Source organism: Bifidobacterium animalis subsp. animalis ATCC 25527 (assembly GCF_000260715.1).
Classification (GTDB): domain Bacteria; phylum Actinomycetota; class Actinomycetes; order Actinomycetales; family Bifidobacteriaceae; genus Bifidobacterium; species Bifidobacterium animalis.
In genome coordinates this window covers 112,829-129,868 of the sequence record NC_017834.1, presented here as the reverse complement: position 1 = coordinate 129,868, position 17,040 = coordinate 112,829, and the positions used below count along the sequence as shown (strand labels likewise).

General features: G+C 61.4%; 15 protein-coding genes and 2 tRNA genes. 13 read left to right on the top strand and 4 right to left on the bottom strand.

The annotated features are described in order from the left end of the window. Window positions 1–109: 109 nt before the first annotated feature. The 4 genes from BANAN_RS00565 (at window position 110) to BANAN_RS00550 (ending at window position 1,917) form a co-directional block, all read left to right on the top strand. Window positions 110–589 (top strand): methylated-DNA--[protein]-cysteine S-methyltransferase, encoded by a 480-nt coding sequence (locus tag BANAN_RS00565; protein WP_014697046.1) that lies wholly within the window; start codon window positions 110–112, stop codon window positions 587–589. Window positions 590–641: 52 nt separating this feature from the next. Then, window positions 642–947, top strand: coding sequence for a type II toxin-antitoxin system RelB/DinJ family antitoxin (locus tag BANAN_RS00560; protein WP_041776926.1), 306 nt, complete (start codon window positions 642–644; stop codon window positions 945–947). Next, window positions 940–1,221: a type II toxin-antitoxin system YafQ family toxin gene (locus tag BANAN_RS00555; protein ID WP_014697044.1), complete on the top strand. Its 282-nt coding sequence runs from the start codon at window positions 940–942 to the stop codon at window positions 1,219–1,221. The genes BANAN_RS00560 and BANAN_RS00555 overlap by 8 nt, the downstream gene beginning before the upstream one ends. A 249-nt stretch (window positions 1,222–1,470) precedes the next feature. Continuing rightward, the gene (locus tag BANAN_RS00550) at window positions 1,471–1,917 is read left to right on the top strand and encodes a flavodoxin family protein (protein WP_014697043.1); all 447 of its coding nucleotides are present in this window, start codon (window positions 1,471–1,473) and stop codon (window positions 1,915–1,917) included. A gap of 61 nt (window positions 1,918–1,978) precedes the next feature. Here BANAN_RS00550 and BANAN_RS00545 read toward each other — a convergent pair whose 3' ends face one another. Together BANAN_RS00545 and BANAN_RS00540 are read right to left on the bottom strand one after the other, a co-directional pair. Beyond that, window positions 1,979–3,205, bottom strand: a complete 1,227-nt coding sequence (locus tag BANAN_RS00545) for an MFS transporter (protein ID WP_048340825.1) — start codon at window positions 3,203–3,205, stop codon at window positions 1,979–1,981. Window positions 3,206–3,325: 120 nt separating this feature from the next. Next, window positions 3,326–3,946, bottom strand: coding sequence for an SOS response-associated peptidase family protein (locus tag BANAN_RS00540; RefSeq protein ID WP_041776925.1), 621 nt, complete (start codon window positions 3,944–3,946; stop codon window positions 3,326–3,328). A 157-nt stretch (window positions 3,947–4,103) separates the two neighbouring features. Between BANAN_RS00540 and BANAN_RS00535 the strand changes: the two genes are divergently transcribed. The 3 genes from BANAN_RS00535 to BANAN_RS00525 all read left to right on the top strand — a co-directional run bounded on the left by BANAN_RS00535 (window position 4,104) and on the right by BANAN_RS00525 (window position 6,525). Continuing rightward, a complete protein-coding gene (locus BANAN_RS00535; RefSeq protein WP_014697040.1) occupies window positions 4,104–5,336 on the top strand; it encodes a serine hydrolase in 1,233 nt (410 codons plus the stop codon). 49 nt (window positions 5,337–5,385) lie between these two features. Beyond that, window positions 5,386–6,357, top strand: a complete 972-nt coding sequence (gene htpX / locus BANAN_RS00530) for a zinc metalloprotease HtpX (protein ID WP_014697039.1) — start codon at window positions 5,386–5,388, stop codon at window positions 6,355–6,357. Window positions 6,358–6,451: 94 nt separating this feature from the next. Continuing rightward, a tRNA-Gly gene (locus tag BANAN_RS00525) sits at window positions 6,452–6,525 on the top strand. A gap of 59 nt (window positions 6,526–6,584) precedes the next feature. On the opposite strand, the gene tgt is transcribed toward BANAN_RS00525, so the two are convergent. Beyond that, window positions 6,585–7,922 carry a tRNA guanosine(34) transglycosylase Tgt gene (tgt, locus tag BANAN_RS00520; RefSeq protein WP_014697038.1) on the bottom strand — a complete coding sequence of 446 codons (1,338 nt, stop codon included), beginning with the start codon at window positions 7,920–7,922 and terminating at the stop codon, window positions 6,585–6,587. A 470-nt stretch (window positions 7,923–8,392) separates the two neighbouring features. Beyond that, window positions 8,393–9,007 carry an HAD family hydrolase gene (locus BANAN_RS00515; RefSeq protein WP_014697037.1) on the bottom strand — a complete coding sequence of 205 codons (615 nt, stop codon included), beginning with the start codon at window positions 9,005–9,007 and terminating at the stop codon, window positions 8,393–8,395. 174 nt (window positions 9,008–9,181) lie between these two features. Here BANAN_RS00515 and BANAN_RS00510 point away from each other — a divergent pair, with 174 nt between their 5' ends. The 6 genes from BANAN_RS00510 to BANAN_RS00485 all read left to right on the top strand — a co-directional run bounded on the left by BANAN_RS00510 (window position 9,182) and on the right by BANAN_RS00485 (window position 16,969). Beyond that, window positions 9,182–11,035 (top strand): S1C family serine protease, encoded by a 1,854-nt coding sequence (locus BANAN_RS00510; protein WP_014697036.1) that lies wholly within the window; start codon window positions 9,182–9,184, stop codon window positions 11,033–11,035. 294 nt (window positions 11,036–11,329) lie between these two features. Beyond that, window positions 11,330–13,546 carry a heavy metal translocating P-type ATPase gene (locus tag BANAN_RS00505; RefSeq protein WP_014697035.1) on the top strand — a complete coding sequence of 739 codons (2,217 nt, stop codon included), beginning with the start codon at window positions 11,330–11,332 and terminating at the stop codon, window positions 13,544–13,546. Window positions 13,547–13,970: 424 nt separating this feature from the next. Continuing rightward, a complete protein-coding gene (locus BANAN_RS00500; RefSeq protein WP_014697034.1) occupies window positions 13,971–15,419 on the top strand; it encodes an FAD-dependent oxidoreductase in 1,449 nt (482 codons plus the stop codon). 129 nt (window positions 15,420–15,548) lie between these two features. Further along, a tRNA-Leu gene (locus BANAN_RS00495) sits at window positions 15,549–15,634 on the top strand. 560 nt (window positions 15,635–16,194) lie between these two features. After that, window positions 16,195–16,443: a GlsB/YeaQ/YmgE family stress response membrane protein gene (locus BANAN_RS00490; protein WP_014697033.1), complete on the top strand. Its 249-nt coding sequence runs from the start codon at window positions 16,195–16,197 to the stop codon at window positions 16,441–16,443. Between the two features lie 271 nt (window positions 16,444–16,714). Continuing rightward, the gene (locus tag BANAN_RS00485; protein WP_014697032.1) at window positions 16,715–16,969 is read left to right on the top strand and encodes a GlsB/YeaQ/YmgE family stress response membrane protein; all 255 of its coding nucleotides are present in this window, start codon (window positions 16,715–16,717) and stop codon (window positions 16,967–16,969) included. Window positions 16,970–17,040 lie beyond the last annotated feature (71 nt).

Here is a 17,040-nt window from a genome sequence, read left to right as displayed (position 1 = left end):
TACGCGCGACATTACGCAGAATCGGTGAGCATTCGGCGCTGTCTCTCACCAACCCAAATCTGACCTCCTATAATCAAGGCAATGTACAGTCATCGAGGAGGAGGCACAGATGCAGGGGTTTGCAACATATGTGAGTGAATACGGACCGGTGCGCGTGGACTGGCAAGATGACGCCGTTGTTCGGCTGCGCATCATTCCGCAGGCGGACTACGACGCCGACGGCGCAGGCGAGACGACCGGGCTCACCGACGAGACGTTCCGTGAGCTCGAACAGTACTTCGCCGGCGAGCTACAGCGATTCACCGTGCCGATCGCATTCACGTACGGCACACCGTTCCAGCAGGCCGTGTGGCGCGCATTGCTGCAGATTCCGTACGGCGAGACGCGCACCTACGCGCAGATCGCCGAGGCGGTGGGACACCCGAAGGCCGTGCGCGCGGTCGGCTCGGCGAACAACCGCAACCCGATTCCGTTCATCGTGCCTTGCCACCGCGTGGTCGGCGCGAACGGCAATCTCGTCGGCTATGCCTATGGCGTGGAGATGAAGCGTTCGCTATTGCAAATGGAGATGCGCATCCTCGGGCAATGATACGAAATTGACATCTGCCATTGTATAGACAATGCATTACAGAAGTTATACAATGGCAGATATCTATTTCATTAGCCTGAAGACCATAGGAGTTCGCATGAGCGAGACAGCGACCGTGAGCTTTCGTACCGACCCGAAAGTCAAGGAAGAGGCCAAGGCACTCTATGAATCGATGGGCATGGACCTTTCCACCGCCCTCAACGTCTTCCTGCGCCAATCCATTCGCGACAACGGCATGCCGTTCAAGATCACCCGCGAACAACCGGAGAACATTGAGGCACGTCGGCAGACGGAAGCACACGAAGGCAGGTCCTTCACTAGTTCCGAGAGTCTGATGAAAGACCTGATGGATGCTTAGCACCGTATTTCGCACCACTCAGTTCAAAAAGGACTTCAAGTCGCTGCTGAAGAAGCACTACGACCCGAAGAAGTTGCAAGACGCCGTCGACGCAATGATGGCGCAGGACACGAAGCTGCTTGGCACCAAATACAAAGACCATCCACTCGTTGGGAACTGGCGCGGATACCGCGAAATACATATCGAGGGCGATTGGCTGCTCATCTACCGTATAGAAAAGCACGAGCTCCAATTGGTGTTGACACGCACAGGCTCGCATGACGACCTGTTCTGAAACGGCAATCGTCACTCACATCAAAGCGCTACCGCTGTTCGAACAGCCAGCCCATGATCTGCGGATCGCGGGCGAACAGCCACGCGCTCCAGCGCCGCAGATTTCGCATGGTCATATGGCATCACTCCAATCGGCAGCATGGTCATGCGTGTTCGGCATATGGTAGTCCGCACTGTGGGGAGTCGCTACCGGCAGTGCGCGCATACAGTATTCGCACAGACACCACGTAACACAGCACAAGGAGATTCCATGGGCATTCTGCTCATCAATGGCGTCGAGATCGGCGGTAACACCACGCACCTTGGCCACGCGTTCCTCGAGGGTCGCGATTTCACGCAGATCGATCTCGCCTCGCTCAAGGTGTACGACTACGGCACCCACTTCGCCGACGACCAGTTCGATGAGGTGCTGGAGGCGATGAAGGCGGCCGAGACGATTGTGATCGGCTCGCCCGTGTACTGGCATGACATGAGCGGCATGACGCGCTGCCTGCTCGATCGCTGCTACGGCCCGGTCTCTTCCGACGACCTCGCCGGCAAACGCCTCTTCTTCCTGTTCCAGGGCGGCGCGCCCACGCAGCAGATGTACGAGCGCGGCGAATACACCATCAACCGCTTCGCCGGCCTGTACGGTATGGATTACATGGGCATGGCCCGCAATGCAAGCGAGGCGCGCGCACTCGCCGCCAAGCTGTGATCACATGCCCTCGGTTTCGCAATCTGCCCGCAGATTACCGCACACAACAGCAGACCCTCGCTCAGGCACGCAGCGAATCCACGTCGCGACCGCACCGCTCGTACCGCACCGAATAGAACGCGAGCAGCAACACGGCGAACGCGGCGAACGGGACTCCGCTCAACGCGGGGTAATGGTAGTTCATATGCGAGGCGTCCAGCACGCCACCACCCACCATCGAGCCGACGGCATTGCCGAAGTTGAAGGCGATCTGCACAGTGGCCCCGCCTATGAGCTCGCCGCCGCCCTTGCCGGCCTCCGCCATGAGCAGCTGTTGCGGCGCTGAAACGAAGAACAGTGCGAACGAAATCACAAAAGCGAACAGCGCCGTGCTCCAGCGCGAGCCGGGCACGAGGAACACGGCGAGCAAGCCGAGACAGGCGATACACTGGCCAAGCGCCGAAGTGCCGCCGGGCACCCAGCGGTCTGCGATGCGGCCGCCGATCAATCCGCCCACGACCATGCCGAATCCGGCGAGCATCATCAGCGCGGAGATCGTGTTGTTCGGCCATCCGCCCACCTTCTGCAGCCATGGGCTCACATAGCTCCACCAGCAGAAAATACCTGTGTTCCCGACGAAAACAGCGATGAGCACCATCCAGGGGCCCGGTTGGCGGAGGAATCTGAATTGCCCGCGCAGACCCGCGTCACGCACAGGTGCCACAGATGGGATCCATGCGCGTGCGAGCACGGCGGTCACTGCAGCGCACGCGGCGAGCGCCACAAACGCCAGTCGCCACGACATATGCTCGGCGAGCAGCGTACCGGCTGGCACACCGAGCATGTTCGCCACGGTCTGCCCGGTGACCATGGATGCCACAGCACGCGCCTCCTTGCCCTTGCGAGCGAGCAGCTTGGCGATCAGCGTAGCTGTGCCGAAAAAGGCGCCATGCGGCAGACCGGCGAGGAAGCGGGCACCCACGAGCATCGGCGCGTTCACGGCCATGGCGCTCAAGGCGTTGCCCGCGCAGGCGATGACCATGAACATGACGATCAATGTGCGCGGTGGGATTCTGCGGCCGAACACGAGCATCAGTGTGCCCACGCACACGCCGATCGCGTATGCCGAGATGAAGTGCCCTGCCGTCGGAATGCTCACCTGCAGGGTCTGCGCGGTTTGCGGCAGTATGCCCATCATCACGAATTCCGCGGCACCGAGCACGAACGCGCCGGCTGCGAGCGCGAACAATCCCAAGCCGTTGCCGCCGGTTCTGCCTTGTTTTCCGCCGCGGTCGCCCCGCGTCGCCATGTTCGTCGCGCCTGTCATACGTGCACCTCACCTGTGTCTGCGCGTAAATCTACTGACTTAACAAAATAAGATTCGCAACCGACAACCACACGGGCATATCCGTGGCGGCCACATGCCCGCTCAGTGCACCGGCTTCGATTCGAGCGGAATGTCCGAACGATCGGCGAGCGCGCGGTAATCCGGCCCGAGCCACAGATCGAGCTCACCTTGCCGCACAATGAGTGGCATGCGCGGGTGAATCGGCTTCATGTCGGCGTTCGCCTGCGTGGTGACCATTGAGAACTGCGAGCCGCGACGCACGCCGCCGATCAGCATGACCGGTTCGTCGGGCATGCGGAACACATACTGTTGTTTGATCTGCCTGCCGGTGCGCGCACTCACCGCCATCTCGCTGCCGTGCGATTCATAGAACCAGCGGCAGGCGATCACGCAGCGGTCGTGTTCCATCGGCGCGCGCCACATCGGCTTGTCCGCGCTCTCGATGCGCGTATTGAACACAGGCTGCGGTGTCCACTGCTGCTCGAATCCCCATTGCGCCTCCGCCGTTCGCAGACTCCCATTCACCAGTTCCGGTGCACCCACTGCCGTGTCGAACGCGGGCACGATGATCGGCACGACCGATTTCGGGTACGCCTCCACGCCGACGCCTGCGAACTCGCCGGCGGTAGGCTCCGCCGCAGTGAGCTCGTCGACGAGTCTGCCCACCTCCGCCATTGTCAATCCCAGATAATGTGCGCACATACCTCCAGAGTAATCCGCGCGCGCCCTGCAGCTGCCGGTCGAATATTGTGAAATGTTGGACGAATTCGCCCAATATGCATGCCGGTATGCGAGTATGGGTTGCAGATTCCCACTCCCTTCCAACCGCGCAGGCATGCGCAGACAAGTGAGGCGAGATATGCGCTTGTTCGCACGCCCAGGCAAGCCGACGCGAACGGACCGACCACGCACGCGCATCGCCTCCGCAGTCCTCAATTGGGAACGTTCGCTCGCCCATTGGAAACGCGTGCTCACCGTCGTCTTCACCGCATTGCTCACGGTGATTGCCGTGATCTGCCTGGGCGTGGGAGTCAACATCGTCGACCTCAGGCGCAATACCCAGGCCATCCCTCCGGCTCCCGTCACCGAGATCGAGGCACCGCAGCTGCCGGTGCCACTCACCGACGAGGCCATCAAGGCGGCTGGTCTGCATGAGGCGACGCCCACGGTTTCGGTCTCGCAGATGACCGCGACCGCGCTCGACAATCTGAGCGCGGTGGACGACAGCTCAGCACTCGACACCGTCGCCATCTCACTCAGCAGTGATCAACGCGAGCAGATTGAGCAGAATCTGCAGGCGTTCACCGACGTCGGTGCGCAGGTCTCGTTCGCCGTCGCCGACCTCGGTTCCGGCGGCGTGATCGCGGCGAACGGCGGCGTGGCGCGGTACCCGGCGTCGTCGATCAAGGCGCCGTACATCGTGTCGCTGCTGCAGGAGGGCGCAGTGAATCTGGATGAGACGGCAAGCGGGAGCACGCTGTCCGCGCAGATCAACGCGGACCATATTGCGGGCGTGCTGCGGTATTCCGACAACGACGGGTACGATGCGCTGTGGAACGCGCATCTGAACAGTGCGATCATCCCGTGGAGCGAAGGCGTAGTGGAGAATCCGGAACGCATGCGCGGATTCCAGTACCCGGATGTGAGCGCGGTGGAACTCGCGAAGATGTGGGTGAAGACGTACGGATACCTGTTCGCCGATGCCGAGGGCGAACCGAACGCGGGTGAGACGGCGAGCGCATCGGCACGCGAATGGCTCGCCTCGAGTATGCAACATTCGCTCAATTCGTCGATCGACGCCGCACACGGTGGCGGCAACAGCCGTGGTGCCGAGCTCGACCCATCGCTCACCGCGGGCGGTGCCAACGAGCTCAACGGTTCCGCGAATCCGGACGGCACGGTGGTGCTGAGCAAGGCCGGCTGGATCAACGGCGAGGGCGACTATTATGCGCTCAACGACGCCGGCATCGTGCTGCCGGGCGCAGGCGCCGACGACAAGCCGGGCTATGTGATCGCCATCATGAGCAACGCGTGCGGCCGGGGCGATCTGCTCGCCGATCTCGCTGGCACGCTCCACAATATTCTGTCCTGATGCGCGAATTCACCCGCCCACCGCTCGCATTTGCCGTACACTAGGCTCTATGACTGGCAAACTGCACTTGCACAACCATTACAATGGCCTGAAAACGGCTGCACTGTTCGCGATCATGTGGGCGATCATCATGCTCATCTGGTGGGTCACCGGCGCGCGCACGTCCACGCTCGGCATCTACTTGGCCATCGGCGTCGGCACGTCGTTCATCTCGTACTGGTTCTCCGACAAGCTCGCAATCGCGTCGATGCACGCGCAGCCGGTAACGGAACAGCAGGCGCCCGAGCTCTACCGCATCGTGCGCGAACTGTCGCAGCGTGCGGGCAAGCCGATGCCGCGCATCTACATCGCACCCACCGAGACGCCGAACGCCTTCGCCACCGGCCGCAACGAGAACCACGCCGCCGTCTGCTGCACGCAGGGCATTCTGCGCATTCTCGACGAACGTGAGATTCGCGGCGTGCTCGGGCACGAGCTCATGCATGTGTACAACCGCGACATCCGCACGTCGGCGATTGCCGGCGCCATGGCCACCGTGCTCACCTATCTCGGGTATTCGATGATGTACATAGGCAATTCGTCGAGCTCGAACCGCGACCGCGACAACGGTGCCGGACTTCCCGGACTCATCGGCATCGTGCTCTCCGCCGTGCTTGCGCCGATCGCCGCCTCGCTCATCCAGATGGCAATCTCGCGCACCCGCGAATACGACGCCGACGAAGACGGCAGCGAACTCACCGGCGACCCGCTCGCGCTCGCCTCCGCGCTGCAGAAGATCTCGGCCGGCGTCGACCAGAATCCGCTACCGAAGACGAGCACCGACACCTCCACCGCCGCCATGATGATCGAGTCGCCGTTCCGCGGTGCCGACATGTCCAGATTGTTCTCCACGCACCCGCCGACCGAAGACCGCATCGCGCGCCTGAACCAGATGGCCGTCGACATGGGGCAGATTGCTCCCGGCGCCGCTTCGCCGCAGGTTGCGGGCTACGCTCAGTATTCGCAGTACCGCCAGCACTGAGCCTGCATGGTTGTGGACGCCCCTGCGAACGCGGCGCGCGCTTATGCCGCATCTATGGTAGACTGTCGAACGTGCGTCGCCGCGGGCACGCATTGCGGATGTAGTTCATCGGTAGAACGAAAGCTTCCCAAGCTTTAAAGGCGGGTTCGACTCCCGTCATCCGCTCCACTGAAAACGGCTGATTTCCAACGAAATCAGCCGTTTCCCATATCGCTTGCGATATACACTCAGCCGCGCGAGCCGTTCGCGTAGAAACGCGCGAGCGTCTCGTCGCGGAACTCGTCGAAATAGCCGCCGTCGATCGAGGCGCGGATGTCGTCGAGCAAATGCACGAAGAAGTACTCGTTGTGGATTGTGGCAAGCGTGAACCCGTTCATCTCGTGCGCACGCAGCAGGTGGTCCACATAGGCACGCGTGTAGTGCGTGCACGTGTAGCACTGGCAGCCCTCCTCGAGCGGACCGAAATCGTGCTTGTACTGCGCGCGTTTGATGTTGTAACGGCCGCCGCGCGTGAAGATCGCGCCGTTACGCCCGCAACGCGCCGGCGCCACGCAATCGAAGGTGTCGCCGCCGTTCTCCACGCAGGCGAAGATGTCGTCCACCGCGGCGATGCCGAGCACGTGCCGGGGCCGGCTTTCGGGCATCTCGTCGCAGATCCACGCGCAGATGTCGCCGATGATCCGCTTCTCCATCGCGCCGCCTATGCCGACGCCGTCGAAGTCGAGCGAGGCAATCTGCGAGGCCGCATGCCGGCGCAAATCCTCGTAGTTCGCACCCTGCACCACACCATAGAGTGCCTGGTACGGCTTGCCGAGGCGTGACTGCGTGAGCCGCTCATGCTCGGCGACGCAACGCTGTGCCCAGCGATAGGTGCGCTCAACCGAGTTCTCCTGGTAGCGGCGCGTGTTCATGAGCGTCGTGAGCTCGTCGAACGCGAACATGATGTCGGCGCCGAGCTTGTGCTGGATGTTCATCGAAATCTCGGCGGAGAAGCGGTGCAGCGAGCCGTTGAGCGGCGACTTGAACGTGACGCCGTCCTCGTCCACGAACGCCATGCGCTCCTTGCCTTCGGCAATCACGTCGTCGGACTTCATGCCCTTCACATCCATCGCCAACGTCTTCTTGAAGCCTGCGCCGAGCGAAAGCACCTGGAATCCACCGGAGTCGGTGAAAGTCGGGCCGTTCCAGTTCATGAACTTCGCGAGACCGCCCGCCTCGTCAAGCACGTCCTCACCGGGGCGCTCGTACAGGTGGAACGCGTTCGACAGCAGACACTGTGCGCCGAGCTGGGTCATCGATTCCGGCAGCACGGCCTTCATTGCACCTTGCGTGGCCACCGGCACGAATGCCGGCGTCTTGATGTCGCCGTGTGGCGTGTGCAGAATGCCGGTGCGGCCATAGCGGGCGCCGCCTTTGCCCTTGCCGTTCGGGGAATCCGGCAGTCGCGTGGTCTGTTCAAAACGGAAGGCGCTGCGGTCACCGGGTTTGCCCGGTTCCGCGCCGCGCGGATGCTCCACCAGCTGCGGGGCCGGTGCCTGCACAATGCTCTCTGTATTCGCTGTCATGTGCGCAATTCTAAGGCGTGCGGTTGTCCGCGTGAACAGCATGGCTACCCGAACGGCCATTCTTCGCAAGCGAGCACGGAGTGGCCGCTGAATCGCACCCTCCAACGGCCACTATCCGCATCTAAAGAACAAATCAGCCAAAAAACGGAGACTGAAAATCTCTTCCATTGAAGATTCGGCACATTCGTCTCGCTCTATCGTCCATTTTTCGCATATCGTCATGGAATAGCCGCCGAGTGACGCGCCACAGTGGCCGTTCTTCGCAGATAGGAACAAACCGGCCAACGGAACGCATCCGAACCGGGCGGCCGCACGCAATCTGGTCTCCTCATTGGCTACTTTGGGCGCATCGGCATACACCAGCCAATGGAGAGTCCTCCTCATCGGCCAGATTTCGCAGCAGCACACAGATGAGCCAATGGAGCGCACCGCACGACCGAGTTGGGGGGGGCGATCGGCACTGACGGCACTTATGAGACCGGGAGCAGCAGCGCGCGAATCTGCTCGGCGGATTCGAAACGCACGGCATGCAATCCGAGTTCGCATGCGGCGGCGGTGTTGGCGGCGTTGTTCTCGACGAACAGCGTGTGCGCGGGGTCGAGATGGAAGGCGCGAATCGCGCGTTCGAACAGCGCAGACTCCGGTTTGGCAATGCATTCGCGCGCGGAGACCATTGTGCCGTCGAGCAGGCCGAGCCACGGGTATTTCACCTGCATCTGCTCGACCGCGGTCTCCGAGCAGCTCGCCAGGCCGACCATGCGCACGCCGGCGGCCCGCAGCTCGCGAAGCAATGTGGGCATGCCGACGGGCATATCGTAGAATCCAAGCGCGCGATGCTGCAGCAGCAGGCGCAGAATCCAGCCGACCGCGGGACCGTGCTCGCGGGTGTAGTCGTCGAGAATCTTGCCATCCGGCACACCGGCGACGGCGCGCGCACGGCAGAATTCGTAGCCGTGCGGGTCATGGTCGTCGAAGAACATGTCGGTGACGCCGGGCGGGTAGAACGCGCCCACCACGCGACGCGGGCGCCAGTCCACGAGCACGTCGAAATAGTCGAACACGACGGCGGAGAAATCGGTCTGCACACTGCAAGCGTAGCGGAAAATGCGGTCTCGTGAATTCCAAAGATTCTTTTTCGAAAGAACAATTCAGTTTTCAGTGGACATTCAGGAAACTTCAAGAAGACGTGGCTTAACTGAGTACTATCACAAGAATAGATTGCCCGAGCGCGATCATGAGGAGACATATAGGGAGAGTCGATGGCTGACGACAACAACAATTGGCCTACCGGCACGCCGGACCAGAACGCAGGCTCCGACGAGCACCACACCGACGCCAACATTGGCGCGAACACCGAAGATTCGAACACAGCACCTGCCGCACCTGCCGCGCCTGCAGACGAACAGCCGACCTCCGTGCTGACGCCGGTTTCCGGTTCCGCCACCGAGCAAGGCGAGAAGAACGACTCGACTTCGGTGGACGAGACCCGCAAACCGGAACCGTACCGCTTGGCACCGCAATACGGTGCGTATGCGCCGACGTCCCAGCAGGAGACGACGCGCATCCCGACGCCCCCGCAGCAGGGTGCGCCGAACGCACAGCAGTCCGGACTACCGTACCAGACGCAGAACAATCCGCAGAACATGCCATATGGCGTGCGCGTGGACCAGAACCAGCAGAACGCGCCACAGGGCGCACCGAATGCGCAGAACCGCAATCCGTACGGTGTGCCAACGGGCAATCCGTTCACGCCCAGCAACGGCACGCCGGCAGGTCCGGGCAATCCGAACGGCCCGACACAGTCGCCGTTCGGGCCGGGCAGCCCACAGCAGGGGCAACCGGCACGCACGCCGAGCAACATCATTGTCGCGGTGGTCGCGGCACTCGTTGCGGCGGCGATCTGCCTGGGCGTCGGCTATGCGGCGCTCACCAACGGCTGGGTGAAAATCCCCACGTCAAGTTCGCTGAGCAGCCTGTCATCGAACAGCCACGGCTCCGGATCGGCCCCGGTGGAAGGCGGCGAGGCACCGAACTGGGCCGGAGTCTCCGCGAATGTGTCGAAGTCGGTCGTGTCGATCCAGACCGTCGTGGACCAGGGCGAAGCCAAGGGCTCCGGCGCGATCCTCGACAAAGAGGGTCATATTGTGACGAACAACCACGTGGTCTCCGGCGCCAAGCAGATTCAGGTGACGCTCGACAACGGCGATATCTACAGCGCGAAGGTGGTGGGCACCGATTCCACGACCGATCTCGCCGTGATCAAGCTCGACAATCCGCCGAAAGACCTGACGCCCATCACATTCGCGAATTCCGACAGCCTGACGCCGGGTGAGCCGGTCATGGCCATCGGCAATCCGCTCGGCTACGACGGCACCGTGACCACCGGCATCGTCTCCGCGCTGAACCGACCCGTCACCGTGATGGACGAAGAGAACAACAACGCCATCGTCACCAACGCCGTGCAGATCGACGCCGCGATCAACCCGGGCAATTCGGGCGGCCCCACCTTCAATGCGGCCGGCCAGGTGATCGGCATCAACTCGTCGATCGCCTCCACCGCTTCGAGCACCCAGACCGCCGGCTCCATCGGCATCGGCTTCGCAATCCCGGCGAATCTGGTGAAGCGGGTCTCCGACGAGATCATCAAGAACGGCAAGGTGGAACATGTGGCGCTCGGCGTCACGATCCAGAGCGCCACGGTGGAGGCGGACGGCGTGACCCGCGGTGGCGCCGTGGTCAAGTCGGTCGTCGCGAACAGCCCGGCAGCCAAGGCCGGCGTGAAGACCGGCGACACGATCGTGGGCTTCAACGGCCTCGCCGTGAACAACAACTACTCGCTGCTCGGATTCGTACGTGCCGCGGCAATGGGGTCCACCGCGAAACTCACCGTGGTGCGCGACGGTCACACGATGGAACTCAACGTGACCTTCGACCAGGCCGAGGCGGCGGTGAACGGCAACAACCGCAGCGACAGCCAGAACAACCAGAACAACAACAGCCAGAACGACCAGAACCAGAACAACGACAATAACAATAACAACGATGGCAACAGCGACAACAACAATCGCAACCGCAACAACGACGGACTCATCGATCCGTTCGGCATGTGGTAAACACCTGAGTTGACCGGTTCGGCAAGAGGGTCTGCAGAGCGATCTGCAGACCCTCTTGCCATATCACCTGTACCGGGAACACACCAGTGGGCGCGTTTTGCTATAGTGAGAACCCATGCGCGGCAAACGCGCGAATACAACTGAATATGCAGCAATCTTTTTACGCCGTGTGTCGTAAGCGCGCCAAGCCGGGCGCCGTGTTCGATGGGCTAACAAGGCGTGAAGCTAGCTTTCCTCACCCGCATGCGCAACGGCAGGCAGGTGTGGAAGACGATACCGACGTAAGGAGATGCGATGAAGAAAATCATCGATCTTTGCAAGGAAGTTCCGCTCCTTCCTCTCACCATTCTGGCGGCCATACCGCTGGCCCTCATTCCACAATGGCGCCCGTGGGGCCACATTCACCCCGCATTTGACCCGGGTGTGGGCGAATGGATCATCATCCTGTTCGTGGCATGGACCATCTACACAAGCATCCGCGAGATGATCGAAAGCATTAGGCACGGCCATGTCGGCGTCGATCTGCTCGCCATCGTCGCGCTCATCTCCACCGTCTGCGTGCAGCAATACTGGGCGTCGTGGGCAGTGGTGCTCATGGTGGCCTCCGGCGAGGCGATCGAATCGTACGCGCAGAACAAGGCGCGCGGCAATCTCACTGCGCTCATCAAGGCGGCACCGCAGCAGGCGCATGTGGTCACGCTGCCCGGTACAACGGACGGCGGCGACACGGAAATGACCGAGGAAGGCTTCCGCAAGGTGCAGCAGGCCGTCGAGCAGGCACAGCGCGAAGGCAAGCCGATCAATATGGGGAACGGTCATTTCGACACGGTCCCGGTGAACGACGTCAATCTCGGTTCGGTGCTCATCGTGCTGCCCGGCGAAATCGTCCCCGTCGACGGCCAGCTGCTCTCCGGCACCGCAAGCGTCGACCTGAGCAACATCAACGGCGAGCCGGTGCCGCGCACCCTGTTCGCCGGCGCGAAGGTGCTCTCGGGCTCCATCAATGGCTCAACCACGATGATGCTGCGCACCACCTCGCTTGCCGCGGATTCGCAGTACCAGCAGATCCTGAAACTCGTCTCGTCCGCGGAGGAATCGCGCGCCGCCGTGGTGCGCACCGCCGACATGCTCGCCGTGCCGTTCACCATCATCTCATTCGCGATTGCAATCGTCGCGTGGATCGTCTCGGGCACCGGACTGCGCTTCGCCCAGGTGCTCGTGCTCGCCACGCCATGCCCGCTGCTCATCGCAGCGCCGGTCGCATACGTCGCCGGCACCGCACGTCTCGCCAAGCAGAAGATTCTCATCAAATCTCAGGATGTGCTGGAGAATCTGGGTCGCGTCACGCATGTGTTCTTCGACAAGACGGGCACGCTCACCGTCAAGCAGCCGCAGGTGGTGCGCGTCGAAAAGGCCAAGGACATGCCTGCGAACATCTCCGAAGACGAGATCCTCATGCTCGCCGGCATGGTGGAGGGATTCTCGGTGCACGTGCTCGCCAAGGGAATCGTCGCCGCCGGCAAGGAGGCGATGGCACGCTTGCACAGACTGCCGAGTTCGAGCGGGAAAACGGCGAATGACGGGAATCTGAACACCGGCCAGCGCGAACTGCCGAACCCCAACGAGAACTACCCTGTAGTGGGCAACGTCACCGAGACGCCAGGCAAGGGCGTCACCGGCACGGTGGACGGCCACAAGGTGGAGGTGGGGCGTTTCGCCTTCGTGACCGAGCAGTCCATCGCATCGCAGGAAGTGCACACTGCGCAGGAAGAGGCACGCAACGAGAAGGCGATGGAACAAGCGGACCGCGACGCCGCCAAACTGTGGCCCACCAAACTCGAACCCGACGAGATGGCCACGTACATCGCCATCGACGGCAAGCTCGCCGCGCGCATCGTGCTGCGCGACGTGCCGCGGTACGACGCGAAGCAGGCGATCGCAGAACTGCGCGAGCTCGGCGTGAAGGAAGAGACGATGCTCACCGGCGACAAGAAGGCGTCTGCCATGATCATCGCGAACGAGGTGGGCATCACCGACGTGCGCTATGAACTGCTGCCGCAAGACAAGGTGAATGCCGTGCGCGAGGCCGCGGCCGCCGAGAAGACCGGCCGCAAGTCTGGCTGGGAGCGGTTCCTGGCGAAGCTGCTCGGTGAGCCGATCCACCGCGATGTGACGATGATGGTGGGCGACGGCGTGAACGATTCGCCGGTGCTCGCGGTCGCCGACATCGGCATGGCAATGACCGACGGCACGTCCACGGCCGCCTCGGAAAGCGCCGAAGTGGTGATCATGAACGACGACATCGGCGCCGTGCCGCTCGGCGTGAAGATCGCCCGGCAGACCAAACAGCGCATGCTGCAGGCCGTGCTCATCGGCATCGCGCTTGCGATCGTGGGCATGGTGTGCGCCGCGTTCAACCTGATCCCCGTGGTCGTCGGCGCGTTCCTGCAGGAGGCGATCGACGTCGTCTCCATTCTGTGGGCACTGACGGCGCTGTTCAACCGCAAGTAAGCGAGTCATGCTGGCATCCGTACTTGATTTGTTTCAATCTGGGGAATCTGCGAGACAAATCAAGTACGCAGTGCCGGGTTTGTCGCACTAGCCCTCCTCTCAGCGTGACGAACACGGCACTATCTGCACGGGTTTGTCACACCAGTCTCCCCTCAGTGCGACGAACCTGACACTATTCGCACTGGTTTGTCTCATTCCACTTCCGGCAGTGAAACAAATCAAGTAGTCGGCACTTGTTTTCTTCCGCAGATTCCATCTCCGCGAGACCTCTTATGCGGGCACTACTTGGTTCATATCACCGGCAACGCGATTTTGAGATGAATCAAGTAGGCTGTGCTTGGTTTGCCCCACTAGCCCTTCCCTAGCAAGACAAATCAAGTGCGCGGCTCTTCACAGATTCGCGAGTGTGGGCTAATCTATTCTCGTGACTCAAGATTCTGAACTTCGTATTGCTGTTATCGGCGCGGGCCCGGCCGGCGTCTACTCCTCCGACATCTTCCTGCGCCAGCTCGCCAAGCTCGGCGACGAACTCGGACTCGGCACGGACGCGCGCATCGATCTGTTCGAGAAACTGCCGGTGCCGTTCGGCCTCGTGCGCTATGGCGTGGCGCCGGATCATCCGTCGATCAAATTCATTGCATCGGCGCTCGAGAAGACGCTCGATAATCCGAACATCCATCTCTACGCCGACGTCGAGTTCGGCAAGGATGTGACGCTCGAGGATCTGCTTGAACGGTACGACGCGATTCTGTTCGCGACCGGTGCGATCAAAGACAAGCCGCTCACAATTCCGGGCGCCGATCTCGACGGGGTGTACGGTGCCGCGCGCTTTGTGGAGTGGTACGACGGCTACCCGACCGGCGTGCGCGAATGGCCGCTCGAAGCGGAACGCGTCGCGGTGATCGGCGGCGGCAATGTGGCGATGGACGTCGCGCGCGAACTCATGCGCAACGCCGACGATCTGCGTGCGAAAACCGACATTCCCGACAACGTGTACGAGGGCATCAAGAACAACAAGGCGAAGGAACTCCACTTGTTCATTCGCCGCGGCGTCGCGCAGGCGAAGTTCTCGGTGCAGGAGCTGCGCGAAATGGAGAAGCTGCCCGGTGTGCAGCTCATCATTGACGAAGACGACTTCGAGCTCGACGACGACACGATCGAGGAGGCGGGCAAAGACAAGCTCACGCGCCAGATGGTGGAGGAGCTGTTCGTGATTCGCGACATGGCCGAAGACATGGAAGACGACGGCGACGTCGACTTCGAAGGCAACCCGGCCGACCGCAAGTACTACATCCACTTCAATTCCGCACCCACCGAGATTCTCGGCGAAGACGGCAAGGTGGTCGACATTCGCGTGGAGCGCACCGAGACCGGCGCGGACGGCAAGATGCATCGCACCGGCGAATTCACCGACTATCCGGTCGAGGCCGTGTACCATGCCATCGGCTACAAGCCGGAATCGGTGCCGGGCATCGCCTACGACGAGGGCGGCGCGCATTTGGCCAACGCGAACGGCGACGGCCGCATCACTGTGGATCATGAGAACGGCGAAGTGCGCGAACGCCTCTATGCTACCGGCTGGGCGAAGCGCGGGCCGGTGGGACTCATCGGTTCGACGAAGTCCGACGCGCTGATGATCGTGACTGCCATGCTCGAAGACCTCGCACAGAACAAGGAGAACGCACGTCTCGCGCCCGACCGCGACCCCGAGTCGATCGACCGTCTGCTTGCGGAGCGCGGCGTGCGGCCAATCGATTTCGCCGGCTGGAAGCGCGTGGACGCGTACGAGCGTGCCGAAGGAGCCAAGGAGGGCCGCGAGCACAAGAAAGTGATCGACCCCGACCAGTTCCGCGCACTCGCACACGACGAGTGAACGCCAGATGTTCAGCGGGCGGGTGCCGGGCGTTCGCGAGGTCGAGCATCCGGCACCCGTTTCCATGATCGTGTTGCAACACGCCGAATTGCACTATTGCGAGCATTGGTGTAATCTAATTCTTTGTCTGCGAGCGTGGCGGAATGGTAGACGCGCTGTCTTCAGGTGGCAGTGAGCTCATGCTCGTGCGGGTTCAAGTCCCGCCGCTCGCACCAACAAGAAACGGCTGATTTCCGACGAAATCAGCCGTTTTGCTTTGCCGCATATCAATAGAAGGCATCAAAAGGGCACCAAACTCGCGAAATACGCCGCCATTCGCCGACAACACGCCATTATCCGTTACGGGATATCATTATCTGTTACGGGATAATCGGCCATCGACAACATTGCGCGAAATTGTGCGAAAGTGACATCAGTAGGGCACTTCCAGCTTTTCATATGGTGCAAAAGGGTAGATTTCACCGCCGGCATCGGCGGCATTGCAAAAGTCCGGCTATCCCGTAAGGAATAACGCTATCCCGTAAGGAATAATGACATCCCGCAAACCACACGGCACGGACACGCGGGGCTTGCGCGTGTAGCACACCAGCAGGCATGCTTCCTGAACATCACCTGTGCACAGGGACAACGCCGGGCACCGCGCACCTACTGCGCGCTCAAAACGGCGGAATTCCAAACAAAACAGAATATCACCACAGCACAAAGCGATACGCGGCCGTCGCGCCTCCCGTAGAGTGAAGGTATTGGTTCATCAACAACTGAAAGGATGGACACCATGTTTTGGATTTGGACACTTATTGTAGGCGCAGTCATCGGAGCGATCGCAGGTGCGATCACCAACAACGGGCATTCGATGGGCTGGATCAGCAACATTCTGGCAGGCTTGGCCGGTTCGGCGCTCGGTCAGGGACTCTTCGGTTCCTGGGGGCCGTCGCTCGGGGGCATGGCGGTCGTACCGTCCATCCTCGGCGCGGTCATTGTGGTCGCCATCGTCAGCTTCATCGTCATGAAGGTTCGCGCATAGCAATCTGCCGAACTCAATAATCTGGATTCGCGGGACCCGGCTCAACCGGCGCCCCGTTTTTTCATGCCCAAGCTGACGCGCATTATGAATAAAGGCTGAATATTTACGCTCGTTTATGATATGCGAAGCGTATAGCACACTGCAAATTTTCATGCGGCTGTTTTATCTCAAAACTGCATAATTTCACCTCATAGCACAAATAAACACGACTTGCTGCCGTGCATTTTACAATCCCGTATATCCGAATATATAACCCAAAGGAGGAATAATTATGCATTGGTTATGGGTTCTTATTGTCGGAGCAATCATCGGTGCAATCGCCGGTGCCATCACCCATCGCAGCGGTGCAATGGGATGGATCAGCAACATCATCGCCGGCCTGGTGGGTTCTGCACTCGGTGAGGCGCTGTTGGGTCACTGGGGACCACAGCTCGCGGGCATGGCGATCATCCCGTCGCTGATCGGCGCGGTCGTTGTCGTCGCAGTGGTTTCCTTCTTCCTCATGAGGTCTTCAGCAAAGAACTGATTTCATCTGTAGCCATTATTGGGGCTGCGGTTCTGTGCGGAACCGCAGCCCCAATACTTTTCCCTTCTGCG